Source organism: Pseudomonas sp. R-28-1W-6 (assembly GCF_009799925.1).
Lineage (GTDB): Bacteria > Pseudomonadota > Gammaproteobacteria > Pseudomonadales > Pseudomonadaceae > Aquipseudomonas.
In genome coordinates, this window is record NZ_WELK01000004.1 from 133,102 (window position 1) to 159,591 (window position 26,490).

Consider the following 26,490-nt stretch of genomic DNA (forward strand, 5'->3'; position numbering starts at 1 on the left):
GAGTAGGGACGCGTGGCGTCCCTGTGCAGTCAGTCGTCGTAACCCAGGTTCGGCGCCAGCCAGCGCTCGCTCACCGCCAGCTCCTGGCCCTTGCGCGTGGTGTAGCTCTGCACCTGGTCCTTGTCGACCTTGCCCACGGCGAAGTACTGCGCCTCGGGGTGGGCGAAGTACCAGCCGCTGACGGCGGCGGCGGGGAACATGGCGTAGTGCTCGGTGAGGAACACGCCGCTGCGCCCGGCCTGGTTGAACTCGGCTTGTGGGTCGAGCAGGGTGAACAGGGTCTTCTTCTCGGTGTGGTCGGGGCAGGCCGGGTAGCCGGGGGCCGGGCGGATGCCCTTGTAGGCTTCCTTGATCAGCTCCTCGTTGGAGAGCTGCTCGTCCTTGGCATAACCCCAGTAATTTTTCCGCACCTGTTCGTGCAGCCACTCGGCGCAGGCTTCGGCCAGGCGGTCGGCCAGGGCCTTGACCATGATCGAGTTGTAGTCGTCGCCGGCGTCCTGGTAGGCCTTGGCCACTTCCTCGGCGCCGATGCCGGCGGTGGTGATGAAACCGCCGACATAGTCGGTGACGCCGCTGTCCTTCGGTGCGACGAAGTCGGCCAGGGACAGGTTTGGCTTGCCGTCCGGCTTGATGGTCTGCTGGCGCAGGTGATGCAGCTTGGCCAGCGGTTTTCCGTCGTCGCCGTAGACTTCGATGTCATCGTGGTCGACCTGGTTGGCCGGCCAGAAGCCGAACACCGCGCGGGCGCTGATCAGCTTCTCGTCGATCAGCTTCTTCAGCATCGCCTGGGCATCGGCATACAGCGCGGTGGCGGCTTCGCCGACCACTTCATCGGTGAGGATGCGCGGGAACTTGCCGGCCAGGTCCCAGGAAATAAAGAACGGCGTCCAGTCGATGTACTCGGCCAGGGTCGCCAGGTCGATGTCGTCCAGCACCTTCACGCCGGTGAAGCTCGGCTTGCTGGCCTGGTAGCTGCTCCAGTCGAACTGCGGCTTGTTGGCCACGGCGGCGGCATAGGGCAGGCGCTCGGTGCGCGAGGCGCGGGCCGAGGTGCGTTCGCGCACCTCCACGTATTCGGCTCGGGTGCGTTCGACGAAACCGGCTTTCAGCTCCTTGGACAGCAGCTGGGTGGCCACGCCGACCGCGCGCGAGGCATCGGTGACGTAGACCACCGCGTCGTTCTGGTACTTGGGCTCGATCTTCACCGCGGTGTGGGCCTTGGAGGTGGTGGCGCCGCCGATCATCAGCGGCAGGTTGAAGCCCTGGCGCTGCATTTCGCGGGCGACATGCACCATCTCGTCCAGCGAGGGGGTGATCAGGCCGGACAGGCCAATGATGTCGCACTTTTCGCTAATTGCCGTCTGCAGGATCTTCTCCGCCGGTACCATCACGCCCAGGTCGACGATGTCGTAGCCGTTGCAGCCGAGCACCACGCCGACGATGTTCTTGCCGATGTCGTGCACGTCGCCCTTAACGGTGGCCATCAGGATCTTGCCCTTGGCTTCCGGCTTGTCGCCTTTCTCGGCCTCGATAAAGGGGATCAGGTGGGCCACGGCCTGCTTCATCACGCGGGCGGATTTCACCACCTGCGGCAGGAACATCTTGCCGGCGCCGAACAGGTCGCCGACCACGTTCATCCCGCTCATCAGCGGGCCTTCGATCACCTCGATCGGGCGCGCGCACTGCTGGCGGCATTCCTCGGTGTCTTCGACGATGAAGGCGGTGATGCCCTTGACCAGCGCATGTTCCAGGCGCTTGTCGACCGGCAGGGCGCGCCAGGCTTCGTCTTCGACTTCCTTGACGCTGCCGTCGCCACGGTAGTTGTCGGCGATGGCCAGCAGGGCCTCGGTGCCGTTCGGGGTGCGGTTGAGCACCACGTCTTCGACTTTCTCGCGCAGCTCTTTCGGGATCTCGTCATAGATCTCCAGCTGGCCGGCGTTGACGATGCCCATGGTCAGGCCGTTCTGGATCGCGTGGTAGAGAAACACCGAGTGGATCGCTTCGCGCACCGGGTTGTTGCCACGGAAGGAGAACGACACGTTGGACACGCCGCCCGAGCTCAGGGCATGGGGCAGGTGGTCGCGGATATAGGCGCAGGCTTCGATGAAGTCCACGGCGTAGTTGTTGTGCTCTTCGATGCCGGTGGCCACGGCGAAGATGTTCGGGTCGAAGATGATGTCTTCCGGCGGGAAGCCCACTTCGCCCACCAGGATGTCGTAGCTGCGCTGGCAGATTTCACGCTTGCGTGCGGCGGTGTCGGCCTGGCCGACTTCGTCGAAGGCCATCACCACCACGGCGGCGCCGTAGCGCTTGCACAGCTTGGCGTGGTGTTTGAACGCTTCGACGCCTTCCTTCATCGAGATCGAGTTGACGATGCCCTTGCCCTGAATGCATTTGAGGCCGGCTTCGATCACTTCCCACTTGGATGAGTCGATCATGATCGGCACGCGCGAGATATCTGGCTCGCCGGCGATCAGGTTGAGGAACTTGACCATGGCTGCCTGGGAATCGAGCATCCCTTCGTCCATGTTGATGTCGATCACCTGGGCGCCGGCCTCGACCTGCTGCAGGGCGACTTCCAGGGCCTCGGTGTAGTTTTCCTCGCGGATCAGCCGGGCGAACTTGGCTGAGCCGGTGATATTGGTGCGCTCGCCGACGTTCACAAACAGCGAGTTGCGGTCGATGGTGAACGGCTCCAGGCCGGACAGACGGCAGGCCTTGGGGATGTCCGGAATCACGCGCGGCTTGTACTTGGCCACGGCCTCGGCAATCGCCTGGATATGCGGCGGGGTGGTGCCGCAGCAGCCGCCGATGATGTTCAGGAAGCCCGAGGCGGCAAATTCCTCGACCACCGCGGCCATCTCGGCCGGGGTCTCGTCGTATTCGCCGAAGGCGTTCGGCAGGCCGGCGTTGGGGTGGGCGGAAACGTGGGTGCCGGCCTTGGTCGACAACTCTTCCAGGTACGGGCGCAGGTCCTTGGCGCCGAGGGCGCAGTTCAGCCCCACGGAGATCGGCTTGGCGTGCGCCACCGAGTTCCAGAAGGCCTCGGTGGTCTGCCCGGACAGGGTACGGCCGGAGGCGTCGGTGATGGTGCCGGAGATCATGATCGGCAGTTCGACGTTGTCGTCCTCGAACACCTGCTGCACGGCGAAGATCGCCGCCTTGGCGTTGAGGGTGTCGAAGATGGTCTCGATCAGGATCAGGTCGGCGCCGCCCTCGATCAGGCCACGGGTGGCCTCGACGTAGTTTTCCACCAGCTCGTCGAAGCTGACGTTGCGGTAGCCGGGGTCGTTGACGTCCGGGGAGATCGAGCAGGTACGGCTGGTTGGGCCGAGCACGCCGGCAACGAAGCGCGGCTTGTCCGGGGTTTCCCGGGTCTTGGCGTCGGCCACTTCCCGGGCCAGGCGCGCGCCTTCGACGTTCAGCTCATACACCAGGCTTTCCATGCCGTAGTCGGCCTGGGACACCTGGGTGGCGTTGAAGGTGTTGGTTTCCAGGATGTCGGCGCCGGCATCCAGGTAGGCCTTCTCGATGGCCTGGATCACGTCCGGGCGGCTGAGCAGCAGCAGGTCGTTGTTGCCCTTCACGTCGCTCGGCCAGTCGGCGAAGCGCGCGCCGCGGTAGTCCGCCTCCTCCAGCTTGTAGCTCTGGATCATGGTGCCCATGCCGCCGTCGAGGATCAGGATGCGTTCTTTCAGAGCTTGCTGAAGGGCCTGGAGGCGGGCGCTGCGATCGGACATGGAGGACTACCTGGAGAGAGCGGAAACAGAGGTGGCGATGATAGCAAAGCTGCATGCTTTTGCCGCACCTTGGGTTTTTCCATGAATTTTGCTCATGTTCAAGGCGCCCGCCGATTGGCCAGTGCGTTAGAATCGTCATTCGTACGAACAGGATAGGGTTTATGTGGCGCCAGGGACTTGCGGTCTGCTTCTTCGTGTTCAGCTTTGCCGGCCTGGCCGGCGCCGGCGAAGCGCTGTCCTATGGCCGCGATATCCAGCCCATCCTCAGCGAGAAGTGCGTGGCCTGCCACGCCTGCTACGACGCGCCGTGCCAGCTCAACCTGGGCAGTGGCGAAGGCGTGCTGCGTGGCGCCAGCAAGCTGCCGGTGTACGACGGCACTCGCACCGAGGCGCAGGCGACCACGCGGTTGTACCTCGATGCCCATGGCGAGGCGGCCTGGCGCGCCAAGGGTTTTGCTTCGGTGCTGGATGCCCGGAGCGGGCAGGCCGCGCTGATGGCGCGCATGCTCGAACTGGGGCGCAGCAATCCGCCCACGCCGAATGCCAAGCTGCCGGCCGACCTGGATATTTCCATCCGGCGCGACAACCAGTGCCCGCTGCCGGACGAGTTCGCCGCCTACCAGCAGAACTTCGCCCATGCCGGCATGCCGTTCGCCGTGGCCGGTCTCAGCGACGGCGAATACGCCACCCTGCAGCAGTGGCTGAAACAGGGCGCGCCGGTGGACGAGCAGGCGCTGCAGCCTTCGCCGGCCGAGCAGAAGCAGATCGCCGAATGGGAGAACCTGCTCAACGCGCCGGGAGCCCGCGAGGCGCTGGTCGGCCGCTGGCTGTTCGAGCACCTGTTCCTCGCCCACCTGTACTTCGAGGGTGGCGAGCCGGGGCATTTCTTCCAGCTGGTGCGTTCGCGAACGCCCAGCGGCCAGCCGATCGATGCGATTGCCACCCGGCGGCCCAACGAAGACCCGGGCACCCAGGTGTACTACCGCCTGTGGCCGATCCAGGGTGTGATCGTGCACAAGACCCACATCACCTATGCGCTCAGCGCGAAGAAGCTGGCGCGGGTCAACGAACTATTTTACGGCACGCACTGGACGGCCGATGCGGTGCCCGGCTATGGCGCCCAACGGCGGGAAAACCCCTTCGAGACCTTCGCCGCCATCCCGCCGCAGGCGCGCTACCAGTTCATGCTGGATAACGCCGAGTACTTCGTGCGCACCTTTATCCGCGGCCCGGTGTGCCGCGGGCAGATCGCCACCGACGTGATCCGCGACAACTTCTGGGCGCTGTTCCAGGCCCCGGAACGTGACCTTTACCTCACCGATGCCGCCTACCGCGCAAAAGCCACGCCGCTGCTGGCCATGCCCGGGCAGTTCGACGAGATCGGCGACCTGCTGGGGCTGTGGCGCAGCTATCGCAACAAGCGCAACGCGTACGAGGACCTGCGCCAGCAGGCCTATGCCGATGCGCCGGCACCCAGCTGGTCGAGCATCTGGGCCGGCAACGACAACGCGCTGCTGTCGATCTTCCGCCAGTACGACAGCGCCTCGGTGCGCAAGGGCCTGATCGGCGAGATCCCGCAGACCCTGTGGCTGCTGGATTTCCCGCTGTTCGAGCGCACCTACTACCAGCTGGTGGTCAACTTCGACGTGTTCGGCACGGTCTCGCACCAGGCGCAGACCCGGCTGTACTTCGACCTGATCCGCAACGGCGCCGAGCTGAACTTCCTCCGCCTGCTGCCGGCCGAGTCGCGCCAGGCCTACCTGGACGACTGGTACCAGAGCAGCGGCCAGCTGAAGATGTGGCTGACCTATGTGGAGGCCGACCTGCATACCCCGACCGCCCTCAAGCTCGAAGGCAGCGACCCCAAACGCGCCTTTGCCGAGGTCCTGCTGCAGCGCTACGCCGACCTCAACGCGCGGCCCGACCCGATCAACCGCTGCCGCGGCGCGCACTGCTATCGCAATGGCCTGGATGAGCAACTGCGCAGCGCCGAGCAGGCCCTGAGCCGTCTGCCGGGCCGGCCGGCGGCGGGGCTCAAGGTGATCGAGCAGTTGCCGGAAGCCAGCCTGCTGCGCATCGAACTGGCCGGCGGCCGGCGCGAGGTCTACAGCCTGCTGCGCAACCGCGCGCACAGCAACGTGGCGTTCATCGTCGGTGAATCGCTGCGCTACCAGCCGGGGCTGGACACCCTGACGGTCTACCCGGGGGTACTGACCAGCTACCCGAACTTCCTGTTCAATGTGCCGGTGGCCGAGGTGCCGGCATTCGTCAGCGCCTTGGAGCAGGCCCGCGATCAGCGGGCCTTCGACAGGCTGGTCGAGCGCTGGGGCATTCGCCGCAGCCACCCCGAGTTCTGGCGCTACTTCCACGACCTGTCGGCCCATATCCGCGAGACCGAGCCGGTGGAGGCGGGCGTGCTGGACATGAACCGCTACCAGAATCTGTGACGGCAGCGGGCCGCGGCTGCACGGGGCGGCCGCTGGTCAAGAATTATTCCTACTAATTTGGTAGGACTTTATCCGCCGGGGCGAGTGGCGTACACTGCCTCCATGTTTGCGAGGAGTTGCCATGAGCGCCATTACCATTACCGATGCGGCCCACGATTATCTGGCTGACCTGCTGAGCAAGCAGAGCACGCCGGGCATCGGCATCCGCGTGTTCATCACCCAGCCGGGCACCCAGTATGCGGAAACCTGCATCGCCTACTGCAAGCCGGGCGAGCAGAAGCCGGAAGACACCGCCGTCGGCCTGGCCAGCTTCACCGCCTGGATCGACGCGGTCAGCGAGCCGTTCCTGGAAGACGCCGTGGTCGACTACGCCACCGACCGCATGGGCGGCCAGCTGACCATCAAGGCGCCGAACGCCAAGGTGCCGATGGTCAATGAAGACAGCCCGGTCACCGAGCGCATCAACTACTACCTGCAGACCGAGATCAACCCGGGGCTGGCCAGCCACGGCGGCCAGGTCAGCCTGGTCGATGTGGTTGAGGAGGGCATCGCCGTGCTCAAGTTCGGCGGTGGTTGCCAGGGCTGCGGCCAGGCCGACTACACCCTCAAGGAAGGCATCGAGAAGACCCTGCTCGAGCGCATTCCCGAGCTCAAGGGTGTGCGCGACGTGACCGACCACAGCAACCGCGAGAACGCCTACTACTGATCGGGGCGCCTCGGCGCCAGGCCAGTGCAGGGCAAGACAAGGCGACTTCGGTCGCCTTGTCTGTTTGTGGCGCTGGCGTGTGCCCGGCATCAGGCATTCAGGCCGGTGCGGCTGCCTTGCCGGCGGCGCCGCGCAGGGCCAGCAGGGCCAGCGCCAGCAACGGCAGCATGGCCAGGTTCACCGGGTTCCAGCCGATGCTGCTGAGCAGCGCGCCGGAGGCGAACGAGGCGCCGGCCGCCACCGTGCCGTTGCCCAGCTCCATCAGGCCCTGGGCCTGGCCGCGTTCGCCGGGCGCATGGGCGCTGCCGAGCAGGGTCGTGCCGGCCACCAGCATCAGGTTCCAGCCCATGCCGAGCAGGCAGGAGGCGATGAGGAAATGCCCCAGGCCCTGGCCGGCCAGGGCGACGCCGGCACTGAGCGCGAGCAGGGCGATGCCGAGCAGCGCCACGCGCTGGCTGCCGAGGCGGTCGACCAGCGGCCCGGCGACGAAGGCCGGGAGAAACATGCCGAGCATGTGCCACTGGATCACCCGTGCCCCGTCCTCCAGCGCCAGGCCACAGAAGCTCATGGCCAGCGGCGTGGCGTTCATCACCATGATCATCAGGCCGTGGCCGATGGCGGTGGTGGCCATGGCCGCGCGGATCCGCGGGCGTCCGAGCAGCTCGCCCAATCCGCGCAGGCCGCCGCTCGCCGGCGCCGGCACGCTGCCCTCGCGCAGGCCGGCGAGCGGCAGCAGGGCCAGCAGGGCGAGGGCGGCCAGCAGCAGGTAGGCGCCGACATAGGGGGTGGCCAGGGCGTTGCGCGACCACAGGGTGAGGGTTGGCGCGAGCAATGCGGCGCACACCCCGCCGCCGATCACCCAGGCGCTGGCGCGGCCCTTGTGCGCCTCGTCCACCTCCTCCAGCGCGGCGAAGCGGTAGTACATCGCCGAGGCCTGGTACACGCCGATCGGCAGGGCGCCCAGGCAGAACAGCAGGAAGCTCGCCTGCCACACACCCAGGGCGCTGAGCAGGCCGCCGCCGATACCGGCCAGCGCGCCGAGCAGCAACCCCGGGCGGCGCCCGTGGCGCTGCATGAACAGTGACAGCGGCTGGGTGCTCAGCAGGTTGCCGAGCACCAGCAGGGCCAGCGGCAGGGTGGCCAGGCTGTTCAGGGGCGCCAGTTGCAGGCCGACCAGGGCGGTCAGGGTGATGCCGATCATCGAGCAGCTCCAGTACAGCGCCTGGGCGATGAACAGGCGCAGCAGGGTCGGGTTGCGCAGCAGCATGCTCGGCCTCACCAGTATTTCGGGTAACGCCCGCTGCGCGTGGCGTTGTTGAAGAACAGCGCCACCAGGACCAGCAGCAGGGCACCGACCAGGGTGGGGAAGAGCAGGAAGCCCCAGCCCGGCTGGGCCAGGAAGATGATCACCGGGTTGGAACCGGCCGGCGGGTGCACGGTGCGGGTCAGCATCATCAGGGCGATGGCGCTGCCGACGGCCAGGGCCAGCACCCACCACTGTGGGCCGAAGGCATGCAGGAACGCCAGGCCCACCAGGGAGCTGAGCAGGTGCCCGCCGATCACGTTGCGCGGCTGCGAGAAGGGCAGATCGGCGAAGCCGAATACCAGCACGCAGGAGGCGCCGAAGGAGCCGAGCAGCAGGCTCAGCGACAGCAGGTCGCCGGCGCTGGCCACGCAGGCGATGGCCAGCACACCGCCCAGCCAGGCCAGGGCAACCTGCTGCAGGCTGGCGCGTGGCGGCAGGGCAAGGGCGTCGCCGCGGAATTTACGTAGAAGCATGAGCATGGCGGGGTTCCTCAGCGATTGGCCTGGCAGCCGCCAGGCTTGTGGATGCGCACGGTGGAGGGTGGGTTGGCGGCCAGCGTGGCGGCCGGGCGAATCGGCCGGCGCAGCAGCTCGCCGCCGCAGTTGGGGCAGTGGCCGTGCAGGCGCTGTTCTGCACAGGCGCGACAGAAGGTGCACTCGAACGAGCAGATCATCGCGTCCGCCGAGTCGGGCGGCAGGTCACGGTCGCAGCATTCGCAGCCGGGGCGTAGTTGCAGCATGGTTATCTCTCCTGTTCAGGCGAAGCGTTCGGCATAGTCCTGGGGACTGACCGCCAGGTGCTTGTGAAAGGTGCGGCGCAGGTTTTCCGGGTGGTTGAAGCCGGTCAGCCGCGCCACCGTGCCGATCGAGGCGCCGCTGTCCTGCAGCAGCGCGCGCGCCGCCTCCAGGCGCAGGCGCTCGACGTAGCGCCCCGGGCCCATGCCCAGCTCCTGGACGAACAGGCGCGACAGGCTGCGGCTGGACAGGTTGGCCTGGCTGGCCAGGGCCTCCAGCGACAGGTCCGCCGCGAGGTTCTGCGCCATCCACTCGAGCAGACCGAGCAGACGTGGCGTGCGGTTGGCCTGCGGGGTGAGCAGGGCGCTGAACTGCGCCTGGCCGCCGGGGCGACGGAGGAACATCACCAGGCGCCGGGCCACGGCCAGGGCCAGCGGGCGACCCAGATCGGCCTCGACCAGGGCTAGGGCCAGGTCGATGCCGGCGGTGACTCCGGCCGAGGTGAACACATGGGCTTCGCCATCGCGGCCGCTGGGGTCATAGGTGTGCAGGCGATTGCCGTCCACCTCGACCCGCGGGTAGGCGCGCAGCGCCTCGACATCGGCCCAGTGGGTGGTCGCCCGGCGCCCGTCGAGCAGCCCGGCGGCGGCCAGGATCAGCGCCCCGGAACACACCGAGCCGAGGCGGCGCAGCCGGGGTTCGGCCGCCCTTAGCCACTCAAGCAGCTGCTGGTTCCGGCATTGCGCGGCCTCGCCGAGGCCGCCGGGAATCAGCAGGGTGTCCAGCTCGGCGGGATCGCTATCGCGCCAGGCCTGCTCGGCGACCAGCTGGAAGCCCGCCGAGGTGGCGACCGGGCCGGTTTGCTCGGCCAGCACCCGCAAGCGGTAGGCCGGCGGCAGGCCCTGGCGTTGGCACTCGACATTGGCCGAGGCGAACACCTGCAGCGGGCCGCTGACATCCAGGCTCATCACGTCGGGGTAGATCAGGCAGGCAATGGTCCGGGGGGCGTCCATGGGCGTTTCTCGCAGGAAGATGGACGCAGTCTGCGCTCGGCTTGCCATGGCGACAATGACAATAAACCCACAGATATGGACAGGTCCGTGTCGTGCGAATCCCGTTTCGCCGGCAATAAAAACCCCCTCGCCCAGAGGGGCAGAGGGGGTTGGGGTGGCGGCAGGCCGGGGGAGTGCGAAGTCTTACTCCGGCATGCTCCACGGCTCGAGGTCGTAGCCCTGGCGACTCAGTTGTTCGCGCGACTGGGTCAGGACATCGGCCAGTTGCGCCGGGTCGCGGTAGGTGCTGCTGGTCAGGCGGGTCTGGCCGACGCGGGTGTTGGTGCGGTCGATCACGGTCAGGCTGAGTTCGCCGCTACCGTCCTGCTGGGTCCAGGCTACACACTGGAACGGCTGGAAGGCGCGACCAGCAATCAGGAGTGCTTCGTTGACGCGGAGCAGAGTGTTCATGGGTCTGTATCTCCAATGGATGCCCAATATGCGATCTGGCCGACGAAAGCGTGTAATACCGTGGCCTGTACTGTGTTGATGACGAAACCTGACCCTGAAGTCACAAGCTGTCGTAAAAACGCAGCAATATGTCGCATGTGTCCGATTTACGGAGTTTTCCCGCCCACCAGGCAGAAAAATGGAACCACCGCCGATTGCGCTTATCCTAAACAGGTAACCCCATCACACAGGAGTGTTCCCATGGGCTCGTTCGTGAGCGGTCTTCTCAGCCTCGTCATTCTGGTCCTGGATATCTGGGCGATCATCAACGTGGTGAAAAGCAATGCGGAAACCCTGATGAAAGTCGTCTGGGTCCTGCTGATCGTCTTCCTTCCGGTGCTTGGCCTGATCATCTGGGCCCTGGCCGGTCCGCGCGGCAACGTCCGTCTGTAAACCGCGGCGCGGCCTGAACATCGCCCTGCCCAGTGGATCTACCGCAGGCAGGCGCTCCAGTTTGGCTCCAGCGGTGGAGCCACCCCGGTTATGCCCTTACAATGCGCGCCTTTTCATGGGCGGGTGTCAGTCCGTCCGCATCCACCACCTCGACGGGGGACTACCCATGAGCGACTACCTGGAAACTCTCTACGACGGCTATGGCCAGCGCTTTCGCATGGACAAGCTGTTGCACGAAGTACGCACCGAACACCAGCACCTGGTGATCTTCGAGAATGCCCGCATGGGCCGGGTGATGGCCCTGGACGGGGTGATCCAGACCACCGAGGCCGACGAGTTCATCTACCACGAGATGCTCACCCACGTGCCGATCCTCGCCCACGGCAACGCCAAGCGCGTGCTGATCATCGGCGGCGGCGACGGCGGCATGCTGCGCGAGGTGCGCAAGCACCGCGGCGTGGAGAGCATCACCATGGTCGAGATCGACGGCACCGTGGTCGAGATGTGCCAGGAGTTCCTGCCCAACCACAGCTGCGGCGCCTATGAAGACCCGCGGCTGAACCTGGTGATCGACGACGGCATGAATTTCGTCGCCACCACCACGGAGAAGTTCGACGTGATCATCTCCGACTCCACCGACCCGATCGGTCCGGGCGAGGTGCTGTTCTCCGAGAACTTCTACCAGGCCTGCCGCCGCTGCCTGAACGACGGCGGCATCCTGGTCACGCAGAACGGCACGCCATTCATGCAGTTGTCCGAAGTGCAGAACACCGCCAGCCGCATGGACGGGCTGTTCGCCGACTGGCACTTCTACATGGCGGCGGTGCCGACCTATATCGGCGGCAGCATGACCTTCGCCTGGGGCAGCACCGATGCCGAGTACCGCAAGCTGCCGCTGGAAACCCTGCGCCAGCGCTTTGCCGGCAGCAGCATCGTGACCCGCTACTACAACCCGGAAATCCACCAGGGGGCCTTCGCCCTGCCGCAGTACGTGCTGCAGGCGGTGAACAAGCCGAGCAACGACTGAAGGTGCAGCAGAACATGAAAAAGCCGGCGCAAGCCGGCTTTTTCATGTCTGGTGCCCGTGGCTGGTTTCAGCGCTGTTCGGCGACCCGCTGGTGCAACTGCTGCGACAACTGGTCGAGGCGCTCGCCCAGCTCGACCAGGGATTCCTGGGCTTGCAGCAGTTCGGCGCTGGCGGCACGCTGGCGCAGGCTGGCTTCGCGCTGGGCGGCGCTGTTGTCGCGCACCTGCACCAGCTGGCGGTGGGCCTGGTCGAGCGCCTGGCTGTGCTGGAGGATGGCGCCGGAGAGGTTTTCCGTCAGGGCGGCGTTCTCGCCGAGGGCCTCGCCAACATCGCTGACCTGCGCGGCGCCGGTGTTGACGATCTGCTCGGACTGGCCGAGCACGTTCTGCACCGTGTCGGCGGTCTGGTTGCTGCGCTGCGAAAGGCTGCGTACCTCGTCGGCGACCACCGCGAAGCCGCGCCCGTGCTCGCCGGCGCGGGCCGCCTCGATGGCCGCGTTGAGCGCCAGCAGGTTGGTCTGCTGGGCGATGGCGCTGATCATCTGCATGGATTCGGCGATGCGCTGGTTGCTCTGCTGGATGGCCTGCATGCTCTGCCGGGCGTCCTGCATGCGCTGGGCGCAGGTGGTGACCTGGCTGCTGCTGTGCTGGGTGTCCTGGCTCAGCTGCTGCATCTGTGCGGTGCTGGCGGCGAGCTCGTCGAGCACCTGGTGCACGGCCTGATCGAGCTGCTGCATGGCGGCGGCCTGCTGCTGCACGTCGCCGTCGATGCTCTGGCAGCGCTGGCGCATGCTGTCGAGGGTCTGGTAGAGCTGTTGCGACAGCTGGCGCAGGTCGCCGGCGCTGTGCCGCACCTCGTCCAGCAGCGCCGCCAGCTGCTGGCTGCCGGCGGTGGCGGCCTTGCCTACCCGCTCGGCCTCGGTGAGGTGCTGCTGGGCGTCGTCCAGCGCCTGCTGGCGGACCTTGGAGCTGTACCACTGGGCCAGCCACATGGTGATCACCGGCAGCAGGTAGCCGGAGTATTCGTTGAGCATGGCATCGCGCGGGCTCAGCTCGAACACGGGCAGGACGGCGCCGCTGCGCTGCAGGCGGATCAGCCAGAACACGAAGAGCAGTTGCAGCAGGGCCCAGAAGGCCGCGCTGCGCCCGCCCAGCAGCAGGTAGGCGAAGCCGATCACCACCAGCGGCCAGAAGATGTGCGCCGAATGCAGGCCGCCCAGGTGGTAGATGAGGATCATCGCGTAGCTGCTGATCAGCGCCATGGCGAAGTTGGCCACGCCGCGCGCCGGCAGCCAGGCATTGCGCAGCACCAGCAGGGCCAGCGGCATGCCGATGATCAGCAGGAAGGAGCCGTGCAGCAGCGCGTCGTTGCCCAGACGGCCCCATTTGATGCCGCTGTACAGGCCGATGGCCAGGCCGCAGAAGGCGAAGAAGGTGAGCATGCGGCTGAGCAGCTGGGCGCTGTGGTCCTGCTCGATCGGCGGCATGAAGGTGGCTAAAAGGCCCTGTTGCATGAGGGGGCTCCGTTCTTGTTCGTTGCCGAGCCTATCGGCCGCACGGTGGGCGGCTTGAGCGCGGTCTGGGGATGGGCCGCGCCGCACCCGGCTGGCGGATGCTGGCAGAAAGCCGGTACCGAGAGTACCGTGCCAATGCGCTGGCGGCGACCGCTTGACGACGAAGCCGCCACGGCTGGACGCATGCCGACGCGGGTGCCGACGGCGCCATGCGGGTTTGCGCCCAGGGGCTGGCCGAACTGGCCGCAGGAAAGGCACAATCGTCTTGTGGGCGGCAGGGTGGCTTCCCGCAGGTGCGGCCCGGGTCGCGAAATCCGCCGCCGGGCCTGCAACGGCAGGGGCTGCGGAGTGTTTCCCGGTACTGAACCGAGGACCCAGGGTCGGGTCTATCCGTCTGCTTCGACAAAAATTTCACGGCCCTCGGCGCATCATCCGTAAGATTATGTGCCGTGCCTTGGCCGGCCCCTCGTTGCCCTTTGCCAGGAATGCCCATGTCCGTCGACGATACCCTGAGCCAGCCGGCCTTGCCCGTTCGGCCCCTGCCGCCCAGGCTCGCCAGCCACCTGGCGTTCACCCTGGCCAGCGCCTTGCTGTTGATGCTGATGTACTCCCTGCTGCGCGGCGCGCTGCTGCTCTACAACTTCGACCAGGTCGGCGCCACGCCGTGGCTGCAGATCGCCGAGGCCTTCTTCAACGGCCTGCGCTTCGACCTGCGCCTGGTGGTGTATGCCTGCGCTCCGTTGCTGCTGTCGCTGCTCAGCGCGCGCGCCATGGCGGCGCGGCGCCTGCACGTGGCCTGGCTGACCCTGTTCGCCAGCCTGACCCTGTTCATCGGCGTTACCGAACTGGACTTCTATCGCGAGTTTCACCAGCGCCTGAACAGCCTGGTCTTCCAGTACATGCAGGAAGACCTGGGCACCGTGCTGAGCATGCTCTGGAACGGCTTCCCGGTGCTGCGCTACCTGCTGGCCTGGGCCCTGGCCACGCTGGCGCTGGCCTGGCTGTTCCTGCTGATCGAGCAGGTTACCCGGCCACGCGCGCGCCAGTCGGGCCTGGCCTGGTACTGGCGGGTGCTGGTGTTCATCCTCTGCCTGCTGCTGGCGGTGCTCGCCGCCCGTGGCACGCTGAAGCAGGGCCCGCCGCTGCGCTGGGGCGATGCCTTCACCACCGACTCGATGTTCGCCAACCATCTGGGCCTGAACGGCACGCTGACCCTGATCGATGCGGCGAAGAACAGTTTCTCCAGCCATCGCGACAATGCCTGGAAGGCCAGCCTGCCGCCCGCCGAGGCGCTGCAGACGGTGCGCGAGATGCTGCTCGGCCCGCACGATGCGCTGGTCGATAGTGACCTTGCCGCCGTGCGCCGTGACTTCCAGCCGCCGCAGGCCGGCACGCTGCCGATTCGCCATGTGGTGGTGATCCTCATGGAGAGTTTTGCCGGGCGCTGGGTCGGCGCGCTGGGCAGCGATGCCAACATCACCCCCAACTTCGACCGCCTGAGCCGGGAAGGGCTGCTGTTCACCCGCCTGTTCTCCAACGGCACCCATACCCACCAGGGCATGTTCGCCACCATGGCCTGCTTCCCCAACCTGCCGGGCTTCGAGTACCTGATGCGTACCCCGGAGGGCGGCCACCAGTTCTCCGGCCTGCCACAGCTGCTCAGCGCCCGCGGCTACGACGACGTCTACGTCTACAACGGCAATTTCCAGTGGGACAACCAGTCCGGCTTCTTCAGCAACCAGGGCATGCGCAACTTCGTCGGCCGCGAGGACTTCGTCGACCCGGTGTTCATGGATCCGACCTGGGGCGTGTCCGACCAGGACATGTTCGACCGTGGCGCCGAAGAGCTGGCCAAGCTGGACCCGGCCAAGCCGTTCTATGCCTTGCTGCAGACCCTGTCCAACCACACCCCCTATGCCTTGCCGGCGCAGTTGCCGGTGCCGCCGGTCACCGACCGTGGCGGGGCCAACCAGCACCTGACCGCCATGCGCTACTCGGACTGGGCCCTGGGCCAGTTCTTCGAGAAGGCTAAGCAGGCGCCGTACTACAAGGACACCCTGTTCGTCATCGTCGGCGACCACGGCTTTGCCAGTGGCGAGCAGCTGACCGAACTCGACCTGTTCCGCTTCAACGTGCCGCTGCTGCTGATCGCCCCGGGCATCCAGCAGCAGTTCGGCGCGCAGCGCGACACCGTCGGCACCCAGGTCGACGTGGTGCCGACCATCATGGGCCGCCTGGGTGGCGACGTGCGTCACCAGTGCTGGGGCCGTGACCTGCTCAACCTGCCGGCGGGCGACCAGGGCATCGGCGTGATCAAGCCGTCCGGCAGCGATCAGACCGTCGCCCTGGTCAGCGGCAGCAAGATCCTCGTGCAGCCCAAGGGCCTGGAACCACGCCTGTACGACTACCAGCTCGGCGCCCAGGCGCGGGTCAGCCTGCTGCGCGACGACCCGGCCCAGGCGCCGATGCTCAAGCGCCTGCAGTCCTTCCTGCAGGTGGCGACCGGCAGCCTGCTGGACAATACCAGTGGCGCCATCGGTGGCCGGGGGCAGCAGGCCGTGCGCTGAGCCCTTCCCCTCAGAAACTGTCTACGATCTGCTGCGCATCGGCCATGCCGCGTTAAAGCGGGCCTGGCTCGCCAGATCGTTGACGGGTTCTCAGGCCGGCTCGCCGAGCCGGTACTGGCGCGGCGGCACGCCCTTCCAGCGCTTGAAGGCATGGATGAAGTTGGACACTTCGCCATAGCCCAGACGCTCGGCGATTTCCTCCAGGCTCAGGCCGCCGGTGGCCAGCAGCTCCTCAGCCAGGGCCTGGCGCACTTCTTCCAGCAGGCTGCGAAAGCTGGTGCCTTCCTCGTCCAGGCGCCGGCGCAGGGTGCGCGAGCTCATGTGCAGGCTGCTCGCCACCTGTTCCATGTCCGGCAGGCGGCCGGGGCGACTCAGCAGCAGGCCGCGGATCTGCCCGGCCAGGCCGCTGCGCTGGCGGCGCTTGTCCAGCAGCAGCTGGCACTGCTGCTCGCACAGGTCCACCGTGCGCGGGTTGGCGCCGGGCAGGGGGCGGTCGAGCAGGCGGCGGTCGACCACGAAGCGGTTGCAGGGCTGGGCGAAGTGGGGCAGTACGCCGATTTCACTGAGGTACAGGCTGGGGTCGGCAGGTTCGGCGATGCGTAGGTCGACGCGGCGGATCGGCAGCGGCGCGTTGATCAGCTCGCGCTGGGCGCTGAGCATGCCACCCAGGTCGCGTTCGAGGATGAAGCGGCGCAGCTCCGGCGCGATGGCGCGGTCGTCCAGCAGCAGGTGCGCCTCGTCGCCGTGCTCCTCCAGCTGCATGCCGTGGAAGGCGTAGGTCAGGTCCAGGTAGCGCAGGCCGAGGCGTGCGGCGTCGCGGTAGGTCGGGCTGCTGAGCAGGGCGAAACCCCAGATGCCGTAAGTGTTCAGCTGGTAGCGCTTGCCGGCGAGCAGGCCGATGCCCGGGCGCTCACCGAGGGCGCGCACCAGGTTGCCGATCAGCAGCAGCTCCTGGCCGGCTTCCACCTCGCCACCGGGGTCGGCCAGCTGTTGCCAGCTCAGCCCGGTGCCGGCCAGGCAGGCGTCGATCGACAGGCCCTGGTCGAGGCCGAACTGGGTCAGCAGCTGGACGCTGGTGGCACTGCGGCGCTGCGGCCAGGGGGCGGTTACGGGCATGGCGGCTTGTCCGAAAGTCACAATTTTCTGGCCGACTATGCCATAACTCGGCGACGCTGCAGCACTTAGGATTCGTTCATCGCCTGCACGGCGGTTCACGGAGACCACAATGCATAACAACACTCCCGAGCAGGCGCCCCTGCGCGTGCTGATCATCGGTGCCGGGTTTGCCGGTCTGGGCCTGGCCATGCGCCTGCGCCAGCAGGGCATCGACGATTTCCTGATCCTGGAGAAGGCCGCCGAGGCCGGCGGCACCTGGCGCGACAACCATTACCCGGGCGCGGCCTGCGATGTGCCGTCGCACCTGTATTCCTTTTCCTTCGAAGCGAAGACCGACTGGAGCCGGCGTTTCGCCCCCCAGGCGGAGATCTTCGCCTACGTGCAGCAGTGCGTGGCCAAGTACCAGCTGCAGCCGCGCATCCGCTGCAACAGCGAGGTGGCCGAGGCCTGGTTCGACGAGCCGGCCGCGCTGTGGCGGGTGCAGACCCGCGATGGCGCCCGCTTCAGCGCCCGCGCCCTGGTCAGTGCCTGCGGCCAGCTCAATCGGCCGGCGTACCCGGCGCTGCCGGGCATCGAGGGGTTCGCCGGCGAGGCGTTCCACTCGGCACGCTGGCGCCATGACGTGGACCTCACCGGCAAACGCGTGGCGGTGATCGGCACCGGCGCCAGCGCCATCCAGTTCGTCCCGCAGATCGTGCCCAAGGTGGCGCAGCTGACCCTGTTCCAGCGCTCGGCGGCCTACGTGCTGCCCAAGCCGGACCGCGCCTACAGCCGCTTCGAGCTGACGCTGATGCGCTACTTGCCGTGGACGCAGAAACTCGACCGGGGCCTGCAGTACCTCTACCACGAGGCCCGCGGCGTGGCCTTCTTCATCCTGCCGGGGTTGATGAAGCTGTACCGCGGCACCTTCCTGCGCCACCTGCGCCAGCAGATCGCCGATCCGGCCCTGCGCGAGCGCCTGACCCCGGACTACCCGCTGGGCTGCAAGCGCATCCTGATCAGCAACGACTACTACCCGGCGCTGGCGCAGCCGCAGGTGGCGGTGGTCGACACGGCGATCCGCGAGGTCGGCGCCCACGGGGTGATCACCGCCGACGGCCGCGAACACCCGGCGGACGTGCTGATCTACGGCACCGGCTTCGCCGCCAGCGACTTCCTCGCGCCCATGCACATCCGCGGCCTCGGCGGCGTCGAGCTGAACCAGGCCTGGCAGGAGGGTGCCGAGGCCTACAAGGGCATCAGCGTCAACGGCTTCCCCAACCTGTTCCTGCTCTACGGGCCGAACACCAATCTGGGCCACAACTCGATCATCTACATGCTGGAGAGCCAGTACCCCTATGTGCTGGCCGGCCTGCAGCAGCTGGCCCAGGGCGTGCGCTACCTCGACGTGCGCGCGCCGGTGCAGCAGGCCTGGAACCGCCGGGTGCAGCACGACATCCGGCGCTCGGTGTGGGAGCAGGGTTGTAGCAGCTGGTACAAGAACGCCGCCGGCAAGCACACCAACAACTGGTCCGGCTTCACCTTCAGCTACCGCCAGCACACCCGCCAGCCGGACTGGAGCGACTATGACCTGGTCCGTTGAGCTGGCGGCCCCCACGGGCGCGGGCCAGCGCCTGCTGACGGCGCTGCTGCGCGGGCTGACCTGGCTGCTGTTCCGCGCCGGCTTGCGGCCCGGCGTCGGCGTGCCGACCCAGCGCCGCCTGCTGCGCTGGGGCACGCGCCTGGCACCAGTGGCGCGCGGGGTGCGGGTTACGCCGGGCGAGCTGGGCGGGGTGCCCTGCGAATGGCTGCAGCCGGCGCGGGACAACGGCTGGGTGCTGCTCTACCTGCATGGCGGGGCCTTTATCGTCGGCGCGCCGCAAACCCATCGCAGCCTGACCAGCTACCTGGCGCGGCACGGCCAGCTGCGCGTCTGCGCCCTGGATTACCGCCTGGCGCCGGAGCATCCGTTCCCGGCGGCCCGCGACGATGTGCTGGCTGCCTATCGCGCCTTGCTGGCGCAGGGCCAGCCGGCCGAACGGATCGTCATCGCCGGCGATTCGGCCGGCGGCAACCTGGCCCTGGTCGGCGCGCTGCGCCTGCGCGAGCTGGGCCTGCCGCTGCCGGCGGCGCTGGTCTGCCTGTCGCCGTTCAGCGATGTCAGCGGCGCCAACCTGCATGCACCGGCGGCGGGCGACCCGTTGCTGCAGGCGGCCTGGCTGGAGCAGGGCGTGGCGGCTTACTGCCCGGCGGGCATGGACCGCCGCGATCCGCAGCTGTCGCCGCTGTATGCCGAACTGCACGGCCTGTCGCCGCTGCTGGTGCAGGTCGGCGAAGACGAGATGCTGCTGCGCCACAGCCAGTTGCTGGCCCGGCGCGCGGTGGCGGCGGGGGTGGACTGCCGGCTGGAGCTGTACCGCCGCCAGTGGCACGTGTTCCAGATCAACTGCGGCCTGCTGGCCGGCGCCGACCAGGCGCTGCAGCGGCTGCTCGACTTTCTCCGCCAGCGAGGTTGCCCATGCCCACTATCCTGATCACCGGCGCGGCTTCGGGCATTGGCGCGGCCACCGCCCGGCTGTTCCATGCGCGCGGCTGGACGGTCGGCCTGCTGGACATCAACCACGCCGCCCTGGCCGAGTTGGCCGCCGAGCTGGGCGGGGTCTGGCACGCCCAGCTGGATGTCGGCGATGCCGCGGCGGTGGGGGCGGCGCTGGCCGACTTCGCCGCGCAACACGGCGGCCGCCTGCGCCTGCTGTTCAATTGCGCGGGCGTACTGCGTTTCGGTCACTTCGAGGAAATCGGCCTGGCGGAGCATGCACGGATCCTGCAGATCAACGTGCTCGGCCTGCTGCACATGACCCATGCCGCCTTTCCCTACCTGCAGGCGACTCCTGGCGCCCAGGTGATCAACATGGGCTCGGCCTCTGGCCTGTACGGTACGCCGCACATGGTCAGCTATTCGGCGTCGAAGTTCGCCGTGCGCGGCCTCACCGAGGCGCTGGAGCTGGAATGGCGGCGCCACGGCATTCGCGTGGGCGACCTGATGCCGCCCTTCGTGCGCACGCCGATGGTCGACAGCCAGACCTTCGAGCCGCCGGCGCTGCGCCGCCTGGGCGTCAGGCTGCGCGCCGAAGACATCGCCGCGGCAGTCTGGCTGCAGGCCGAGCGGCCGCTGGTGCACCGGCCGGTGTACTGGCTGTTCAAGCTGCTGTACTGGAGCGGGCAGGTCTCGCCGCCCTGGGTGACCCGCGCGATCATGGGCTGGCTCAGCCGCAGCTGAGCGCCTGGCCGGCAGCCGGCAGCAGCGGGAGTGCGGGCCCAGGCCGCCGGCGCGCAGTGCCCCGTCTGTCGCCGCGGCAACATTTTGATCCTCTCTGCGGGCGACAGCCGCATGCCCCAGGGACTACTCTGCAACGGAGGGTTCCGGCTGGCGTTCCGCCCAGCCACCCTTGGTCTGCAACATGCTTCTGTCCCTGTGTGTCACGGGTCGGCTTCATTCCCGGCCTGGGTCTCGTGCGGCACCGTGCGGTGTTGCCAAGCCGCTGAGTCTTGGCGGCTGCGGTCTATCAATCGCCTGAGAGGAGGTCGTTAGATGAGCACAGCCATTCATGAAGATGTCAGCAACACGGTTTTGCGGCGCATGAAAGAGGGCGGTTTCGACTTCGCCCGCGTCCATCCCATCGAGTTCTACGCCATTTTCCCCGACGAGGAGCGGGCCCGGCAGGTCGCAGGACAGTTTCGCGGTGAGTCGTTGAATGCCCAGGTCAGCGTGCGTGACGACGGCGCCTGGCACCTGCAGGTGAGCAAGGTGATGTATGCCACCCATGCCGGTATTGGCGACTTCGAGCAGGACCTGGAGTCGCTGGTGGTACCGCTCGGCGGTGTGCTGGACGGCTGGGGCGTGACCCAGGAAGTCGCGCTGGCACCCTCGCGCTAAGAACCTGTCCACGATCTGCTGCGCGTCGGCCATGCTGCGTTAAAAACAGGCTCTAGCTCGCGAGATCGTAGACTGGTTCTAAGTGCTGTTGGTCGCATGCCGGCTGCCCAGGGGGTGGCCGGCGCATTCTTTGCTTCTTGCCGTTTCTCGCCGACTGGCGCGTGCCGCGCCTCAGTCGCCGCTGCGCTTGTGCAGCTGTTCCAGGTAGGCCACCACGTCCGGGGCGCCGGCCAGGCGCAGGCCCTCGCCCAGGGCATTGGCTTCGGCAGAGGCCTTGGGCAGCAGGAGGAACTCCGGCGCGCCGGGGTTGCGCAGCAGCGACAGGCGCGCGTAGGGCAGGCGGTTGTCCAGCAGTACGCCCATGAAAGCCGGGTCGCTCCAGGCCTGCACCGGCATGGCCAGCACGTGGTAGTGCTGCTTGAGCTCGGCCAGGCCGCTCGGGTTGATGCGATAGCGGGTCAGCTGGGCCGGCAGGTTGACCTCCAGGCCGCGCAGGCGGGCATAGGCAATGGCGCAGGCGAAGGCCTCGCCATGCTGTTCCGAGGCCCAGAACAGGCGCTCGCCATACCAGCTGGCCTGGCGCAGCTCGATCGGTTCGCCGGCGAGGAAGCGCGGCAGCGCCTGGCTGATGGTCTTGAGGAAGTCCTTGTAGCTGATGATGCGCACGCTGCGGCAGGTTTGCGTGGCGGCGAACTCCTCGAAGTGGCCGAACATGCCGCCGATCTCCGGTGGCGTGCCGCACAGGCCGTCGATGCGGCGCAGGTCGAAGTCGGCCAGGTAGTGCTGTTCCTGCTCGACCACCCGCATCAGCACGGCGCGGGCTTCGGCCTTGTCTTCCTGCACCGGGCCGGAGAGGGCGTCGCGCGGCAGGTCGACCAGGCGCTGCAGGGGCGGCCCGGCCAGCCACCAGATGCTTTCCGGCGGTACCGGCAGGGGCTGGAAGGGCAGTTGCAGGGTGCGCGCCCGTTCGAATACCAGGCGTGGCACACGGCCGCTCAAACCCAGGCGCTGGGCCAGGGCGGAAAGCCGTGATGCCAGATTGTTAGTGGATTCGGACAGACTCATGACCCGCAGGACGCTCCTGGAACTGTCGTGCCAGTGTGGCAGAGCGGCGGCCGCTGCGCACTAGCGAACGGCTCAGGATTGCGGCTGGCGGGCTCTGCAAGCCGCGGTGCCTGTGGCAAAATTGCGCAAATCACGATGAGGTAGCCTCCATGCCCAGCCTCGTGCTGGATATCGCCCTGCCGGCAGAGCGTTTTCGCGCCGTATACCAGGGGCGCGCCAATCGGGTGTTGCTGTTCAGTCGCGATGGCCGCAAGGTCAGCCTGCCTGCCCACCATCTGCGTCCGTTCCTGCGCGAGGCCGGCATCTATGGCGCATTCGCGCTGGAATTCAGTGACGCCGGCGAACTGCTGAGCCTGCGCCCGTTGCAATAACCGGCTAATCATTACCCTCTTGCCTCGCCTGAGGCTAGTGGGCGCGGCTATAATCGCGGCCTGCTTCCCACTGCCACCCTATCCGAGCCGACTCGCCCATGTATGACCTGGCCCGCGCGCTGCTGTTCCAACTGTCCCCGGAAACTTCTCACGAACTGTCCATCGACCTGATCGGTGCCGGCGGCCGTCTCGGCCTCAACGGCCTGCTGTGCAAGGCGCCGGTCAGCTTGCCGGTGCGCGTGATGGGCCTCGAGTTCGCCAACCCGGTGGGCCTGGCCGCCGGCCTGGACAAGAACGGCGATGCCATCGACGGCTTCGCCCAGCTGGGCTTCGGCTTCGTCGAGATCGGCACCGTGACCCCGCGTGCGCAGCCGGGCAACCCCAAGCCGCGGCTGTTCCGCCTGCCAGAGGCGAGCGCGATCATCAACCGCATGGGCTTCAACAACCTGGGCGTCGATCATCTGCTGGCGCGGGTGCAGGCGGCCAAGTACAAGGGCGTGCTGGGCATCAATATCGGCAAGAACTTCGACACCCCGGTCGAGCGCGCGGTGGACGACTACCTGATCTGCCTGGACAAGGTCTATGGCCATGCCAGCTACGTCACGGTCAACGTCAGCTCGCCGAATACCCCGGGGCTGCGCAGCCTGCAGTTCGGCGATTCGCTCAAGCAGCTGCTCGAAGCCCTGCGCCAGCGCCAGGAAGACCTGGCCGTGCAGCACGGCAAGCGCGTGCCGCTGGCGATCAAGATCGCCCCGGACATGACCGACGAGGAAACCGTGCAGGTGGCCCAGGCCCTGGTGGAAACCGGCATGGATGCGGTGATCGCCACCAACACCACGCTCGGCCGCGAAGGCGTCGAAGGCCTGCCGTTCGCCGAGGAGGCCGGTGGCCTGTCCGGTGCGCCGGTGCTCGACAAGAGCACGCACACGGTCAAGGTGCTGGCCGGCGAGCTCAAGGGCCGTCTGCCGATCATCGCCGTGGGCGGCATCACCGAAGGCGCGCATGCGGCGCAGAAGATCGCCGCCGGGGCCAGCCTGGTGCAGATCTATTCCGGTTTCATCTACAAGGGCCCGGCGCTGATCCGCGAGGCGGTGGATGCCATCGCGGCCTTGCCGAAGAACTGAAGGCAATAAAAAAGGGCCCCTGAGGGGCCCTCGGGCTTGCGCCCACCGCCCGGATGGGGCGGCCTGGTGAAGTCGGGGTGATCCTATTCAGCCGACGGCGTGGAGTTCATTGAGTCGGTGGATGCCGGCGGTGCCGGTCAATCCGTCCCAGTTGTCGCCGCGACCTTCGCGCCAGCCGTTGATCCAGGCTTGGCGTGTGGTGGGATGAGTGAAAGGACACATGTCGCGGGATTTACCATGAATGCCGTGTTGATAGCCGCGCAGGAAAGCTCGTTCCATCGGATCACGCTTAAGTCTTCTCATAGGGTGTTGCCCTCACTTGTTGACTGTTATGTCCTTGCGGCCCCAGGTTGGGACCAGGCAGAAATGCTCTGCCGCGCAGTCCGCTGCCGGCGTGGCGGACTACCTGTCGACGCCGTTGCGGCGCCAACCTGAGTTGATTTCTAACGAATGCGTTGGGGCCTGTGAATGATCGTTTTGTCATAAGGCCGTAACGTATTTAGGAGTGGGGCCATAAGGAGGGCGCCGGTTTTTCCCGGTTTTGCGCTCCGGCCCCCGTGTTATGGGAGCCCCGGCTCGCCGCGCAGGCGTTTTGCCATTGCGAATGTCTCGCGTCTGTGAGGCGTGCTTATTCCGACGAAGGGTCGCAACGCGACGTTCTGTCACATATTTTGGCTAGCCAGCCGCCACTTTTACGAGAAAGCCCATGTCGGACCGTTACGAACTGATCCTTACCTGCCCGAAAAGCCTCGAAGGCCTGCTGGTCGAAGAGGCCGGCAGCCTGGGCCTGGAGGAGGTGCGCGAGCAGACCGCCGCGGTGCGCGGCTTCGCCGGGCTGGAAACGGCCTACCGCCTGTGCCTCTGGTCGCGCCTGGCCAACCGCGTGCTGCTGGTGCTGCGGCGCTTCCCGGTACAGGACGCCGAGTCGCTCTACCAGGGCGTGCTGGACGTCGACTGGGCCGAGCACATGGAGCCCTCGGGCACCCTGGCGGTGGAGTTCAGCGGCCACGGTTCCGGCATCGACAACACCCACTTCGGCGCGCTGAAGGTCAAGGATGCCATCGTCGACAAGCTGCGCACCGCCGACGGCACGCGGCCCTCGATCGACAAGATCGACCCGCACCTGCGCATTCACCTGCGCCTGGATCGTGGCGAGGCGGTGCTGTCCCTGGACCTCTCCGGGCACAGCCTGCACCAGCGTGGCTACCGCCTGCAGCAGGGCGCCGCGCCGCTCAAGGAAAACCTCGCCGCGGCGGTGCTGATCCGCGCCGGCTGGCCGCGCATCGCCGCTGCCGGTGGTGCCCTGGCCGACCCGATGTGCGGGGTGGGCACCTTCCTGGTCGAGGCGGCGATGATGGCCGCCGACCTGGCGCCCAACCTGCGGCGCGAGCAGTGGGGCTTCAGCCACTGGCTGGGCCATGTGCCGGCGCTGTGGCACAAGCTGCACGCCGAAGCCGAGGCCCGCGCGGCCGCCGGCCTGGCCAGGCCGCCGCTGTGGATTCGCGGCTACGAGGCCGATCCGCGGCTGATCCAGCCGGCGCGCAACAACATCGAGCGAGCCGGCCTGAGCGACTGGGTCAAGGTCTACCAGGGCGAGCTGGCGACCTTCGAGCCGCGCCCGGACCAGAACCAGACCGGCCTGGTGGTCAGCAACCCGCCCTACGGCGAGCGCCTGGGCGATGAGGCGAGCCTGCTGTACCTCTACCAGAACCTCGGCGAGCGCCTGCGCCAGAGCTGCATGAACTGGGAGGCCGCGGTGTTCACCGGGGCGCCCGAGCTGGGCAAGCGCATGGGCCTGCGCAGTCACAAGCAGTACGCCTTCTGGAACGGCGCGCTGCCGTGCAAGCTGCTGCTGTTCAAGCTGCTGCCCGAGCAGTTCGTCACCGGCGAGCGGCGCAGCGCGCGGGCCGGCCAGGAGGAAGCGCCGGCAGTGGTCAACGAGCCGGCGCGGCTGTCCGAGGGCGGGCAGATGTTCGCCAATCGCCTGCAGAAGAACCTCAAGACCCTGGGCAAGTGGGCGAAGAAGGCGGATATCCAGTGCTACCGCCTGTATGACGCCGATATGCCCGAGTATGCCCTGGCCATCGACCTGTACCAGGACTGGGTGCACGTGCAGGAGTACGCGCCGCCACGCTCGATCGACCCGGAGAAGGCGCAGACGCGCCTGCTCGACGCCCTGGCGGCGATTCCCGTGGCCCTCGGCGTGCCCCAGGAAAAGGTGGTGATCAAGCGCCGCGAGCGGCAGAGCGGCACCAAGCAGTACGAGCGCCAGGCCACCCAGGGCCAGTTCCTGGAAGTGACCGAGGGCGGCGTCAAGCTGCTGGTCAACCTCACCGACTACCTCGACACCGGGCTGTTCCTCGATCACCGCCCGCTGCGCCTGCGCATCCAGCAGGAGGCGGCCGGCAAGCGCTTCCTCAACCTGTTCTGCTACACCGCCACGGCCAGCGTGCACGCGGCCAAGGGCGGGGCGCGCAGCACCACCAGCGTCGACCTGTCGAAGACCTACCTGGACTGGGCGCGGCGCAACCTCAGCCTGAACGGCTTCTCCGACAAGCAGAAGTTGGAGCAGGGCGATGTGATGGCCTGGCTGGCGGCCGATCGCGGCGAATACGAGCTGATCTTCATCGATCCGCCGACCTTCTCCAACTCCAAGCGCATGGAGGGGGTGTTCGACGTGCAGCGCGACCACGTGCAGCTGCTGGATCTGGCGATGAATCGCCTGGCCAAGGGCGGCGTGCTGTATTTCTCCAACAACTTCCGCAAGTTCCAGCTGGATGAAGGCCTGGCGGCCCGCTATGCGGTGGAGGAGATCAGCGCCAGCACGATCGACCCGGATTTTGCCCGCAACCCGAAGATTCACCGTGCCTGGAAGCTGATGTTCCGTTAAAATGATGGCTTATTGACACTATTCAGCTGCCGGTGCAGCGTTCGACAGGGACCGTCGTTCTTTTGACGAGCGA

22 protein-coding genes are annotated in these 26,490 nt (G+C 67.3%); 12 read left to right on the forward strand and 10 right to left on the reverse strand.

From position 1 onward, the window contains the following. Window positions 1-29: 29 nt before the first annotated feature. Window positions 30-3,740: a methionine synthase gene (metH, locus tag F3I62_RS10410; protein WP_160489582.1), complete on the reverse strand. Its 3,711-nt coding sequence runs from the start codon at window positions 3,738-3,740 to the stop codon at window positions 30-32. 161 nt (window positions 3,741-3,901) lie between these two features. On the opposite strand from metH, the gene F3I62_RS10415 reads away from it, so the two are divergent. Next, window positions 3,902-6,187, forward strand: a complete 2,286-nt coding sequence (locus F3I62_RS10415) for a fatty acid cis/trans isomerase (RefSeq protein WP_160489583.1) — start codon at window positions 3,902-3,904, stop codon at window positions 6,185-6,187. A 121-nt stretch (window positions 6,188-6,308) separates the two neighbouring features. Next, a complete protein-coding gene (gene nfuA / locus F3I62_RS10420; RefSeq protein ID WP_160489584.1) occupies window positions 6,309-6,893 on the forward strand; it encodes a Fe-S biogenesis protein NfuA in 585 nt (194 codons plus the stop codon). Window positions 6,894-6,990: 97 nt separating this feature from the next. Here the strand turns inward: nfuA and F3I62_RS10425 are convergent, their stop codons facing one another. From F3I62_RS10425 to F3I62_RS10445, 5 genes are all read right to left on the reverse strand, one after another. Beyond that, window positions 6,991-8,160, reverse strand: coding sequence for an MFS transporter (locus F3I62_RS10425; RefSeq protein ID WP_160489585.1), 1,170 nt, complete (start codon window positions 8,158-8,160; stop codon window positions 6,991-6,993). An 8-nt stretch (window positions 8,161-8,168) separates the two neighbouring features. After that, on the reverse strand, window positions 8,169-8,678 hold the full coding sequence (locus F3I62_RS10430; RefSeq protein WP_160489586.1) for an HPP family protein: 510 nt from the start codon (window positions 8,676-8,678) through the stop codon (window positions 8,169-8,171). 11 nt (window positions 8,679-8,689) lie between these two features. Next, a complete protein-coding gene (locus F3I62_RS10435; protein ID WP_160489587.1) occupies window positions 8,690-8,938 on the reverse strand; it encodes a DUF1272 domain-containing protein in 249 nt (82 codons plus the stop codon). A 15-nt stretch (window positions 8,939-8,953) separates the two neighbouring features. Beyond that, window positions 8,954-9,946, reverse strand: coding sequence for a GlxA family transcriptional regulator (locus F3I62_RS10440; protein WP_160489588.1), 993 nt, complete (start codon window positions 9,944-9,946; stop codon window positions 8,954-8,956). Window positions 9,947-10,129: 183 nt separating this feature from the next. After that, window positions 10,130-10,396, reverse strand: a complete 267-nt coding sequence (locus F3I62_RS10445; protein WP_160081244.1) for a hypothetical protein — start codon at window positions 10,394-10,396, stop codon at window positions 10,130-10,132. A gap of 240 nt (window positions 10,397-10,636) precedes the next feature. Between F3I62_RS10445 and F3I62_RS10450 the strand changes: the two genes are divergently transcribed. After that, window positions 10,637-10,828: a PLDc N-terminal domain-containing protein gene (locus F3I62_RS10450; RefSeq protein WP_160489589.1), complete on the forward strand. Its 192-nt coding sequence runs from the start codon at window positions 10,637-10,639 to the stop codon at window positions 10,826-10,828. A gap of 166 nt (window positions 10,829-10,994) precedes the next feature. Next, complete coding sequence (gene speE, locus F3I62_RS10455; RefSeq protein ID WP_160489590.1) at window positions 10,995-11,855, forward strand: polyamine aminopropyltransferase; 861 nt, start codon at window positions 10,995-10,997, stop codon at window positions 11,853-11,855. Window positions 11,856-11,922: 67 nt separating this feature from the next. Here the strand turns inward: speE and F3I62_RS20150 are convergent, their stop codons facing one another. Then, window positions 11,923-13,368, reverse strand: a complete 1,446-nt coding sequence (locus F3I62_RS20150) for a methyl-accepting chemotaxis protein (RefSeq protein WP_178122507.1) — start codon at window positions 13,366-13,368, stop codon at window positions 11,923-11,925. A 491-nt stretch (window positions 13,369-13,859) separates the two neighbouring features. On the opposite strand from F3I62_RS20150, the gene F3I62_RS10465 reads away from it, so the two are divergent. Continuing rightward, the gene (locus F3I62_RS10465; protein ID WP_160489591.1) at window positions 13,860-15,935 is read left to right on the forward strand and encodes an LTA synthase family protein; all 2,076 of its coding nucleotides are present in this window, start codon (window positions 13,860-13,862) and stop codon (window positions 15,933-15,935) included. 90 nt (window positions 15,936-16,025) lie between these two features. On the opposite strand, the gene F3I62_RS10470 is transcribed toward F3I62_RS10465, so the two are convergent. After that, on the reverse strand, window positions 16,026-17,051 hold the full coding sequence (locus F3I62_RS10470) for an AraC family transcriptional regulator (RefSeq protein WP_160489592.1): 1,026 nt from the start codon (window positions 17,049-17,051) through the stop codon (window positions 16,026-16,028). Window positions 17,052-17,160: 109 nt separating this feature from the next. Between F3I62_RS10470 and F3I62_RS10475 the strand changes: the two genes are divergently transcribed. From F3I62_RS10475 to F3I62_RS10490, 4 genes are all read left to right on the forward strand, one after another. After that, window positions 17,161-18,633, forward strand: coding sequence for an NAD(P)/FAD-dependent oxidoreductase (locus F3I62_RS10475; RefSeq protein ID WP_160489593.1), 1,473 nt, complete (start codon window positions 17,161-17,163; stop codon window positions 18,631-18,633). Further along, window positions 18,617-19,564 (forward strand): alpha/beta hydrolase, encoded by a 948-nt coding sequence (locus F3I62_RS10480; protein ID WP_160489594.1) that lies wholly within the window; start codon window positions 18,617-18,619, stop codon window positions 19,562-19,564. The genes F3I62_RS10475 and F3I62_RS10480 overlap by 17 nt, the downstream gene beginning before the upstream one ends. Then, a complete protein-coding gene (locus F3I62_RS10485; protein ID WP_160489595.1) occupies window positions 19,549-20,310 on the forward strand; it encodes an SDR family oxidoreductase in 762 nt (253 codons plus the stop codon). Before F3I62_RS10480 ends, F3I62_RS10485 begins: the two co-directional genes overlap by 16 nt. 312 nt (window positions 20,311-20,622) lie before the next feature. Beyond that, a complete protein-coding gene (locus tag F3I62_RS10490; RefSeq protein WP_160081228.1) occupies window positions 20,623-20,967 on the forward strand; it encodes a ribonuclease E inhibitor RraB in 345 nt (114 codons plus the stop codon). A gap of 171 nt (window positions 20,968-21,138) precedes the next feature. On the opposite strand, the gene F3I62_RS10495 is transcribed toward F3I62_RS10490, so the two are convergent. After that, window positions 21,139-22,032 carry a DUF6685 family protein gene (locus F3I62_RS10495; protein ID WP_160489596.1) on the reverse strand — a complete coding sequence of 298 codons (894 nt, stop codon included), beginning with the start codon at window positions 22,030-22,032 and terminating at the stop codon, window positions 21,139-21,141. A 149-nt stretch (window positions 22,033-22,181) separates the two neighbouring features. Here F3I62_RS10495 and F3I62_RS10500 point away from each other — a divergent pair, with 149 nt between their 5' ends. Further along, the gene (locus F3I62_RS10500) at window positions 22,182-22,403 is read left to right on the forward strand and encodes a DUF2835 domain-containing protein (RefSeq protein WP_160081224.1); all 222 of its coding nucleotides are present in this window, start codon (window positions 22,182-22,184) and stop codon (window positions 22,401-22,403) included. Window positions 22,404-22,501: 98 nt separating this feature from the next. Further along, the gene (locus tag F3I62_RS10505; RefSeq protein ID WP_160489597.1) at window positions 22,502-23,527 is read left to right on the forward strand and encodes a quinone-dependent dihydroorotate dehydrogenase; all 1,026 of its coding nucleotides are present in this window, start codon (window positions 22,502-22,504) and stop codon (window positions 23,525-23,527) included. 87 nt (window positions 23,528-23,614) lie between these two features. On the opposite strand, the gene rmf is transcribed toward F3I62_RS10505, so the two are convergent. Further along, complete coding sequence (rmf, locus tag F3I62_RS10510; RefSeq protein ID WP_160489598.1) at window positions 23,615-23,830, reverse strand: ribosome modulation factor; 216 nt, start codon at window positions 23,828-23,830, stop codon at window positions 23,615-23,617. A gap of 403 nt (window positions 23,831-24,233) precedes the next feature. On the opposite strand from rmf, the gene rlmKL reads away from it, so the two are divergent. Continuing rightward, a complete protein-coding gene (gene rlmKL, locus F3I62_RS10515; protein WP_160489599.1) occupies window positions 24,234-26,417 on the forward strand; it encodes a bifunctional 23S rRNA (guanine(2069)-N(7))-methyltransferase RlmK/23S rRNA (guanine(2445)-N(2))-methyltransferase RlmL in 2,184 nt (727 codons plus the stop codon). Window positions 26,418-26,490: the final 73 nt, after the last annotated feature.